The organism is Halobacillus sp. BBL2006 (assembly GCF_000786645.1).
Lineage (GTDB): Bacteria > Bacillota > Bacilli > Bacillales > Halobacillaceae > Halobacillus.
On record NZ_JRNX01000033.1, the window covers coordinates 1 to 7,982 of the forward strand.

The window sequence follows — 7,982 nt, forward strand, 5'->3', positions numbered from 1 at the left end:
AGGAAGCGACCGGATGATGCTGATTACCGATTCGATGCGCGGAAAGTGCTTACGTGAAGGCACGTATGACCTTGGTGGACAAGAAGTCAACATAAAAAATGGCGAAGCAAGACTCGCGAACGGAACGCTGGCCGGAAGTGTATTGAGGATGAGCGAAGCTGTTCGTCACTTGAGTTCGTTTGTAGAGAGTTCGAAGTTGGATGTCATGAAGATGGCATCATGGAATGCAGCAAAATCGCTGGGTGTTGATGATCGAAAAGGAAGCATCGCGAAAGGGAAAGATGCGGACTTAGTGGTTTTAGATGCTGGCCATAACGTAAAGCAGACCTTTTGTAGAGGGAACGAAGTCAATCATGATAAAATGGGGTGAATTAGAATGAAAATCATTAAAGTTGCTGACTATGATGAAATGAGTCGTAAAAGTGCAGAAATGTTTTATCATTTAATCCATAAACAACCAGAGATTCGTTTAGGACTGGCAACAGGAAGCACGCCGATCGGATTCTATGATCAATTGGTCGGGTTTCTGAAGTCAGAAGAAGTCGATGTATCCAAGCTGCTCACTTTCAACTTGGATGAGTATATCGGTCTTAAGCAAAATTCTCCACAGAGCTTCTACGCTTTTATGAAGGAGCATTTTTACCAGCCGGTGGGGCTCCGGGATGACCAGACCTTTATACCGGACGGCACTGTACAGGATCCAAAAAAGGAAAGCGAGCATTACGAACAGCTCATTCAACAGGCTGGTGGAATCGATATTCAGCTTCTGGGCGTAGGGACGAATGGCCATATTGGGTTTAATGAGCCTGGTACACCTTTTAACCAGCGAACACATGAAGTGAAACTGAAGGAATCGACACGAGAAGCCAATGCCCGGTTTTTCGATTCCAAAGACGTGGTTCCTACTCGTGCCATTACGATGGGGATTGAAACGATTTTAGATGCCAAAAAGGTGGTCTTACTTGCCAGCGGTGAAAGAAAAGCAGAGGCGATTTACCAGCTTGTGCAGGGCGAAGTTAGTGGATCATGGCCGATTACAGCATTAAAGAATCATCCCGATGTGACGCTGTTTGTTGATAAGGATGCGGCATCGAAGCTTTTCGTCAACGAATCTTAAGGAGTCCATTCATAAACGGAGTGAGAAAATATGATTGATAAACAATCCCCGATTCCAATCTATTATCAAATACAAGAACATTTGCGATCGATGATTGAAAATAAAGAATTGAAGCCTGGAGAGGTGATCCCCTCAGAACGGGAATTGGCCGAGAAATATGATATAAGCCGGATGACCGTTCGCCAGGCGATTACGAATTTGGCGAACGAGGGCCTTCTTGTTCGCGAAAAAGGGAAAGGCAGCTTTGTCGCTGAACAGAAAATTGAACAACCTTTAATGCAGCTTACGAGCTTTTCTGAGGATATGCGAAGAAGAGGCATTGAACCTGGGACACTTGTGAAGGAGTTTCAAATTGTAAAAGCTTCCGCAAAAGTCAGTCATGAGCTTCAGCTTCCGGAGGGGGAGGAGATTTATCAACTGAATCGACTTCGGCTTGGAGACGGGGAGCCTATGGCCTATGAGATTTTAAGTTTGCCTAAGGAGAAGCTACCCCTTATTTCCGAGGAAATTGTTAAAGGGTCGTTTTATAACTACATTGAAAAAGAAATGGGCTTGTCCATCGAGCGTGCCGTCCAGTCCTTTGAACCGTCACTAGCTTCACAATTGGAGAGTGAGATGCTCCATATTGAGGTTGGCTCACCGGTTTTACTGCTTCGGCGGACGACTTATTTGAGTGACGGCTCTCCCTTCGAACATGTAAAATCGACATATCGGGGAGATCGCTATAAATTCGTCGCAGAGATGAAGCGGTAGAAAGGAAGAGTGTGTTGATACAGCAGTATTTTGATCAAGTCCAAGCCCTTTTTACAAAAATAAGCGATTCTCAGAATTCTGTTATGCGTGAAGCGGCAGCACGGATTGCTGAGGCTATCCATCAAGGTGGCATCGTTCACTTGTTTGGAACTGGCCACTCGCACATGCTTGCTGAGGAGGGCTACTACCGAGCGGGAGGTCTGGCCGCGATTCGGCCAATTTTTATTGAAAGCTTGATGCTTCATGAAGGGGCCGTTCGAAGCACAAATTTGGAGCGTCAGGAGGATCTCGCGGTAACATTCATGGTTGAAGAGGACATTCGGCCAGGGGATGTACTTGTTGTGTTCTCAACTTCCGGGAAGAACCCAGTCCCGATTGATGTTGCTCTAAGAGGGAAAGAAAAAGGGGCATTCGTTATCACGCTTTCCTCTCATCTATATACAAAAGAACAGACCTCCCGGCATCGGAGTGGAAAATTTCTGAGCGATGTAGCGGATATTGCGATTGATAATGGAAGTCCTCTTGGGGATGCCGTGATGCAGCATGATCAATTGCCGGTTTCATTTGCTTCCACGTCAACGGTTGTTGGCGCAGCAGTTATGAATGCCATATTTGCCGAAGCAATCGGCATAATGGCGGACAAAGGCGGGGAGCCGCCAGTGTTCCTGAGCGGGAACGTAGATGGCGCAGCTGAACATAACAGCAAATTAATGAAGAAATATGCAGATCGAATCGATTTCGGAGCGGTTGAATGAAGCCAGAAGAGTCTTGCAAAAAGCAAGGCTCATTTATTTTGGTTATTAATGTCACCTCAGGTCATCCAGATTCTGGATGACCTGAGGTGACAACATTTAACTATTTAGCTTTATTTAGGTGCAAGGTTGGCACACATAAAGGACTTCCTTTAGAATGAAAGTGGTTTCAATACGATAGAGGGTGTTTGTGGTGAATGAAAGACAAACTAAAATGATGAGAACTTTATTGCTTCATTCCAATGAGGCAGTTCGTGTTCAACAGCTGGCTGATGACCTCCAATGTTCGGAGAAAACTGTCCGAAATGACTTGAAAATCATTCAAGAGTTTTTGGAGCTAAAGTCTAAGGCGACACTGCAGCGTAAGCCCGGTGTCGGCTTGCAATTGATAGTTGATGAAGAGGAGAAAAAACGTATTTTCAACTTTCTTTATCAATCGGAATGGAGTACAGAGCAGGACCGAATACTAGAAATAGCTTATCATTTGCTAGTAGAGAATAATCCCTTAACTTTACAAGGAATGGCGGACCAATATTACGCGACCTCCACAGAGATAAGAAGTGACTTGCTGAAAATCAACAAGTGGGTAAAGACATTTGGTTTAAATGTTGTATCCAAACAACGTCTTGGAAGTAGTATTCTTGGTAAAGAGATCGATAAGAGGAACGCTCTTGCGCATTTATCAGAACTTGTAGCCCAAGAGGAATATTCTAGCTCCTATATTCTTCAATTGTTCCCAACCTATGAGGTAGACCTTGTTAGGCAAGCAATTACTAGGGTGTTAGGATATTATAATTGGCAGTTATCAGATGAAAAAGTAGAAAGCTTAGTTATTCATGCTCTTGTCATGATGAAACGATCGAGGCAGAACTCGTCTATCATTATCAAAGATGAGGAAATAAATACTGTTCGCCAATCGCAAGAATATTCTATGACCGTATCAATTTTTAATAATATAGAAAGAGTATTGCGCCTTTCCCTTCCTGATTCAGAAAAAGTCTATTTTACATGGCACTTAATGAGTTGTAATCAGGCGAATTTAGTTCAACAAACGGATGACAAAACTAATAAGTTGATGAACAATATATTAAATCAACTGACTACTCAATTGCAGATTATGACGATGTCTGATTTTAGAAATGATCCTATTCTTATGGATGGGTTGAGGGTTCACCTACCATCTACAGTGCATCGCGTGAGGTACGGGTTGTCAATTCGGAATCCGATGCTCTATGAAATAAAAAAGATGTATCCATATATGTTCAGCATGGTCGTCATGGCCCTGGAGGAAGTGAACAAAAACTATTCTATCCATATTCCCGAAGATGAGGCTGCTTATTTAGTACTACATTTTCAAGCATCTATTGAACGACTTCAAAAGAAAAGGGAAACAAAGAAAAAGGTTCTAATTGTCTGCGAACTTGGCGTGGGTATGTCTCATTTATTGCAAGCTAAGCTGGAGCAGTCCTATAAAGGAATTGAAATTTCAGGATGCATTGGCATCCGCGAATTAGAAGAGACACTAGAGAACCAGCGAGTGGATTTCATCCTGTCTACTAAAGAATTGGAGGTTAAAGATACTCCACACCTCGTTATATCTCCATTATTAAAGGCCGAGGATCGGAAGAAGCTTGATCAATTTTTGCAAAAATCTACGGAAAAACCAGTCTTTACAGACGAGCTACTAGAATGGTTGAGAAATGGAGTAGTGCATTTTGATTTGAATCCAGTGCATCGTTATGAAGTAATCGAGATGCTTGGGAAAGAAATGGCTGATAAAGGATATGTGACGTCCAGCTTTTCTCATCACGCGGTTACACGGGAGAGAACTTCAGGAACGGCAATTGGTGGTGGAATCGCTATCCCGCATGCCCCTCCAGAAGAAGTAAAAGAATCGACTGTAGCGATGGCGGTAATAAAGGAACCGATTGAGTGGGGGAATGAGTTCGTTTCCATCGTATTCTTATTAGCCATTGCTAAACAAGATCAAAAAAAGATTCGTCCTCTTATGCATATGATTTCAAGATTTAGCACTAAACCTGAGTTAGTACAAAAAATGATTGACGCAAGAAGTGTCAGAGACTTAGAAAAAGTGTTAAGATAATCATTCATTTTTACCGGAAGTCCGGTAAAAATGAATGATTTTTTTGAGCGATTTTCGATTTATGATAGATATAGGAACTGAACGAAGGAGGAAAAATCATGAAAGTACTAGCAGTTACTGCTTGTCCTGTCGGCATTGCTCATACGTACATGGCTGCAGAGAATTTGCAAAAAGCAGCAGATGAAATGGGGATCGAGATTAAAGTAGAGACTCAAGGCTCCATCGGTGTTGAGAATGCCTTAACAGAGCAAGATATTGCAGAGGCGGACGGAATTATTATTGCCAGTGATAAAGAGGTATCAAAAGAGCGGTTTGGTGGTAAACCACTGATCGTTGTTGGCGTGCAAGAGGGAATTCGTCAACCAAAAGAATTAATTCAAAGAATTATGGACGGAAATGTATCCGTTTACAAAGGAGCAATGCCGTCGGCTGATGCCGTCAAAAAGCAAAAGAAAGATAAAGAAAATCCGGTCTATCGCCATTTAATGAATGGAGTTTCTTATATGATTCCTTTCATCGTAATTGGCGGACTGTTGATTGCAATCGCTTTAGCTGTAGGAGGAGAACAGACTCCAGGGGGACTCAGCATCCCTGATGATTCGTTTTGGAAACAGATTGAAAGTTTAGGTGCAGCTTCTTTCAGCTTTATGGTACCGATTTTAGCAGGGTTCATTGCGGTTAGTATTGCAGATCGTCCTGGTCTTGCACCTGGGTTGATAGGAGGCTATATTGCAGCGAATGGAAGCTTTTATGGAAGTGAAGCAGGAGCTGGGTTTATCGGAGGAATCATTGCGGGTTTCTTAGCAGGTTACGTCGTTCTTGGTATCAAAAAGCTAAAAGTACCTCAAGCCATTCAGCCGGTCATGCCAATCATTTTTATTCCGGTTATCGCTTCACTCATCGTCGGTCTTTTGTTTATTTTCATTATTGGTGCGCCGGTAGCAGGAATTTTTGAAGGGCTGACACAATGGCTCGAAGGTATGCAGGGAACAAGCTCTATTGTGCTTGCATTAATTTTAGGAGCGATGATAGCGGTAGATATGGGCGGACCATTCAATAAAGTAGCCTTTTTATTTGGAGCTGCAATGATTGCTGAAGGAAACTATGAAATTATGGGTCCTATTGCTGTAGCGATTTGTATTCCACCGCTTGGTATGGGGCTCGCAACCTTTATTAATAAGAAGAAATATCAACAAGCAGAACGTGAAACTGGAAAAGCTTCCTTTACAATGGGGCTCTTCGGAATTACTGAGGGGGCTATTCCGTTTGCAGCACAAGATCCGCTACGGGTTATTCCTAGTATTGTAGTTGGGTCAATGACAGGCTCTGTGATTGCGATGATAAGCAATGTTGGAGATAGGGTAGCGCATGGCGGACCGATTGTTGCAGTGCTTGGAGCAGTTAATAATGTTCTAATGTTTTTCATCGCGGCTGCTATAGGAATCATAGTTACAGCTTTTATGGTAAATGCATTGAAAAAGGACGTTAGTAGTGTAGCAATATCAGGTGGAGGTTCTGTTGATATACCAGCTGAGAATCCGGTAGCTAAACATAAAGCTTCCAACCATACTGAAGAAGCACCGAAGGAAGGACAATCAATTACAAAATTGACGGATATCACTACTCCAGAATTAATTGATATAGATTTGGAAGGTGAAACTCGTGACGCTGTAATAGATGAATTGATTCAAAAGTTGGATGAAAATCATATTTTGTCGTCTTCAGGCGAGTTTAAACAGGCAATTATTAATCGGGAAAAAGAAAGTACAACTGGTTTAGGAATGAGTATTGCTATTCCACACGGGAAATCAGAAGCCGTTACTAAGCCGGCTGTTGTATTTGGAATTAAACGGGATGGAGTCGATTGGAACAGTATGGATGGTTCAGATGCGAAACTCATTTTTATGATTGCTGTTCCTAAGGAAAGAGAAGGTGATGATCATTTGAAAATCCTTCAAATGCTTTCAAGGAAATTGATGGACGCTTCGTTTAGAGAAGAATTACTTCTATCCAAATCTAAGGATCAAGCTTATGAATTGCTAAAAACCATAGAATAATAGGATACCTTTACTACCTCAGGTCATCCAAATTCTGGATGACCTAAGGTGACATTAAATGGGAATCTTCTAAAATAAAAATGCGCAGGGATGGGAATCCCTGCGCATTGCTGATTATTTATTATTATCAATAAGTGAAAAGCCAATATATTTCATGGCGGCTTCCAAGTTAAATACGGTTTTCGTATTCAAGTGCAGAAGCTGTGTATTATTCACCTCATTTTTAGCCAATTGAGGTGAAATTCCTGTAATAATAGTTTCTATTCCCATAAGCTGCAATGACTGCACAAGGTCAATCAGGACTTGAGGAAAATCATTATCTAAGATAGCCAATCCTGAGACATCGATGATAAAGTAGTCAATCTCATATTGAGCTCCGTAATTTAAGACGTCTCTCAAAATTTTTTCAGCACGATAATCATCAATAATCCCTTGAATTGTTAGAATGGAGACTCCATTGGTGATCGGAATGATGGGCACATTCAGCAATCCCATATTGTATTTCGTCTCATCAAGTTCAATTAAATGGGAAAGTACATCGGCCATCGACTTCAGAAATTCAACATCGTCATCACTGAAGTCTTTTTCTTCTTTATCCATCACACATAAAGTACCGAATACTTGGCCTGATGGATCCCTCAAAGTGACGCCTAAGAATCCTTTGACATTCAGCTGAGGAGTAACATCAAGATCTCTTGTTAATACATCCTTCGTCAAATCTGTTGTGCTCATCTTATCTTCTTGATTGGAGATAATGAGTCGACAGTAAGTCCCTCCATATTCAACAGAGTAACCTTCAGGAATAATCTCCTCTTTATCGTTATAAGAACTGAGAACGGTCATTGTTGTCTTCCCACGTCTTGTCACATAAGCGGTATTCACGTTCAGTCGTTTACTGATGATCTTAAAAAGTTTCTTAGAAGCTGTTCTAAGAGAGTGGAATTCGGATGAAGCTAGATTGTATCTATTGGACATGTACGCCCTCCTATAAGAAAGACCGTTCTGGCTTTTTTAGTATTTGTTTCATTTTACCATATCGAAGAGTATATATTCGAATTAAAGCTTTTATATATCCCCATTAATTTCCACCTCAGATCATCCATATTTTGGATGACCTGAGGTGGAAATTAATGGGGTAAACAGGAGGAACGTCAACGTAAGGCATAGAAAAACCCCCTGTGGAAGCGGAGTTCGTTTCC

7 protein-coding genes are annotated in these 7,982 nt (G+C 41.7%); 6 read left to right on the top strand and 1 reads right to left on the bottom strand.

Going from position 1 to position 7,982, the window contains the following annotated elements; translation table 11 throughout:
• From LD39_RS01475 to LD39_RS01500, 6 genes are all read left to right on the top strand, one after another.
• Positions 1-370: amidohydrolase family protein (locus LD39_RS01475; protein WP_035542106.1), on the top strand; the 370-nt coding region annotated here is incomplete at its 5' end.
• 6 nt (positions 371-376) lie between these two features.
• Positions 377-1,117 (top strand): glucosamine-6-phosphate deaminase, encoded by a 741-nt coding sequence (gene nagB, locus LD39_RS01480; RefSeq protein WP_035542108.1) that lies wholly within the window; start codon positions 377-379, stop codon positions 1,115-1,117.
• Positions 1,118-1,147: 30 nt separating this feature from the next.
• Positions 1,148-1,870 carry a GntR family transcriptional regulator gene (locus LD39_RS01485; protein WP_035542110.1) on the top strand — a complete coding sequence of 241 codons (723 nt, stop codon included), beginning with the start codon at positions 1,148-1,150 and terminating at the stop codon, positions 1,868-1,870.
• A 14-nt stretch (positions 1,871-1,884) separates the two neighbouring features.
• A complete protein-coding gene (locus LD39_RS01490; RefSeq protein ID WP_035542111.1) occupies positions 1,885-2,625 on the top strand; it encodes an SIS domain-containing protein in 741 nt (246 codons plus the stop codon).
• Positions 2,626-2,815: 190 nt separating this feature from the next.
• The gene (locus tag LD39_RS01495; protein WP_035542117.1) at positions 2,816-4,726 is read left to right on the top strand and encodes a BglG family transcription antiterminator; all 1,911 of its coding nucleotides are present in this window, start codon (positions 2,816-2,818) and stop codon (positions 4,724-4,726) included.
• Between the two features lie 98 nt (positions 4,727-4,824).
• Entirely contained in the window at positions 4,825-6,783 is a 1,959-nt protein-coding gene (locus tag LD39_RS01500; protein WP_035542112.1) for a PTS fructose transporter subunit IIABC, read from the top strand.
• A gap of 114 nt (positions 6,784-6,897) precedes the next feature.
• Here LD39_RS01500 and LD39_RS01505 read toward each other — a convergent pair whose 3' ends face one another.
• On the bottom strand, positions 6,898-7,758 hold the full coding sequence (locus LD39_RS01505) for an STAS domain-containing protein (RefSeq protein WP_035542115.1): 861 nt from the start codon (positions 7,756-7,758) through the stop codon (positions 6,898-6,900).
• Positions 7,759-7,982 lie beyond the last annotated feature (224 nt).

What these genes read in the sequence shown, in the direction of transcription:
- LD39_RS01500 (WP_035542112.1), top strand. Translation starts at nt 4,825, where the DNA reads ATGAAAGTACTAGCAGTTACTGCTTGTCCTGTCGGCATTGCTCATACG.
- nagB (WP_035542108.1), top strand. Translation starts at nt 377, where the DNA reads ATGAAAATCATTAAAGTTGCTGACTATGATGAAATGAGTCGTAAAAGT.
- LD39_RS01505 (WP_035542115.1), bottom strand. Translation starts at nt 7,758, where the DNA reads ATGTCCAATAGATACAATCTAGCTTCATCCGAATTCCACTCTCTTAGA.
- LD39_RS01485 (WP_035542110.1), top strand. Translation starts at nt 1,148, where the DNA reads ATGATTGATAAACAATCCCCGATTCCAATCTATTATCAAATACAAGAA.